This is a genomic window from Spirosoma pulveris (assembly GCF_054781875.1).
In genome coordinates this window covers 2,521-4,165 of sequence record NZ_BAAGTO010000040.1, presented here as the reverse complement: position 1 = coordinate 4,165, position 1,645 = coordinate 2,521, and the positions used below count along the sequence as shown (strand labels likewise).

Genomic DNA, 1,645 nt, shown 5'->3' with positions numbered 1-1,645 from the left:
ATACGTGTAGTTCTCCTTGCTGTACTTGTAGGTCGTCACCGTCTTGCCCGGCTTGAGCTTACCCGTAATCGCAATGATCCGCGCTTGCTGACCCAGGACAGCCGGAGCGATCATCCACCGGCGAACGTCGTAGAAACGCTGATCTTCCAGGAACATTTCAACGTTCCGCTCATTCTGGTAACGGGCCACCAGGGCGGCACCCGATTCCGTCACAGCGGGCATACCTACCCGGAAACGAACTGCATTGATCCACTTCCGGGCTTCCGCTTCCTGACCCAGCATCAGACAGGCTTCGGCGTAGTTGAGCACCACTTCCGTGTAGCGAATCTGAATGGAGGGAATCTCCTGACGAATGTTCTGATCCACAATCGAAACGTCGGTGTTGAAAAACTTCCGGATGGCGTAGCCCGTCCAGGTGCCATTCCAGTTCTCGATGGTGCTGTTGCGGGTGTCCAGCCCCGAAAACTTGGTGGGTGCCGCCGAGGAGCCTACTTCGTATTCGCCCATCTGGATCTGTCCGGCGGGATCGATACCGGCTCCGTCCGGCGTGCGGGGTTTCCACTGGGCACCATCGTAGAGGATAGAGGCATAGAAGCGGGGATCCCGGTTCTCGTAGGGAGCCGCGGCATGGGCCGGGTTCTTCCAATCGAACTTGGTGCCATCCATCATCTCGTAGTTATCCACCATCTGCTGCGTCGGTTCGCTGGACGTCCAGCCGTGGTAACCGTTGGGCATGTTGTTGCGGGGGAACCAGGAACCCCAGTCGTCGTTGGAGGCCCGGATGTAGTACTTCAGGAAGATTCCGTCGGCTTCCCCCCCGTTCTGCGACAACGACAGGTTAACATAGTTCTGCTGCCCTTCGGCCGGAGTAACCGGGGCCGTCAGGTTGAGCTTGTAGCCGTACTGGTTCAGATCCATCACCGCTTTGGCCGCATCCCTGGCCTTCTGCCAGCGCGCCGTCCGGTCGCCACTCACGTAGCCCAGCAGTTCAGGCTTGCTGAAGCCGGCGATCACACTCGACTTGGCTTTGGCGGTCGGAATGTCGTGCAGGTCACTGGCCGCATACAGCAGCACCCGGGCCTTCAGCGCCATAGCCGCCCCCATGGTGGCCCGGCCAGCCGCCATATTCCGGCCTTTCAACAACACCGTGGCGGAATCCAGGTCGGTAACGATCGCATTGACGCACTCTTCATACGTATTACGGGCAACCGTAAAATCCGGTTCATCCAGCGTATAGGGCGTTTTGATCATCGGAATGGCGCCGTAATAACGCAGTAACTGGTTGTATAAGTAGGCGCGCATGAAGTACATCTCACCCCGCATCCGGCCGGCCAGATCACCGCTGTTGTCAAACGTAGGTTTGGCTAACTTCGCCAGGGCAATGTTGGCGGCCCGGATTCGGGCGTAGACGGTTCCCCATTCCATCGTACTTTTGATCGTACCCGTGTTGGAGGGGCTGACGTTGGCTTCATTGACATCCTGCTTGCCGAAACTGTACAAGGCATTGTCGGTCTGGCAGTCCAGGCTCATCTGGTCCAGCAGGCCGTCCCGAATCCCGTTGTACACGTCCGTAACGAAAGCTTCCGAGAGGGCACGGTCGGCCCAAACGGCATCACCCGATACTTTATCAAGCGGTTTGGTGTTG

Annotated in this window: 1 protein-coding gene; it reads right to left on the bottom strand. The window is 58.2% G+C overall.

Going from position 1 to position 1,645, the window contains the following annotated elements; translation table 11 throughout:
* On the bottom strand, nucleotides 1-1,645 hold a 1,645-nt coding region (locus ACYVJM_RS31830), incomplete at both ends, for a RagB/SusD family nutrient uptake outer membrane protein (RefSeq protein WP_461152159.1).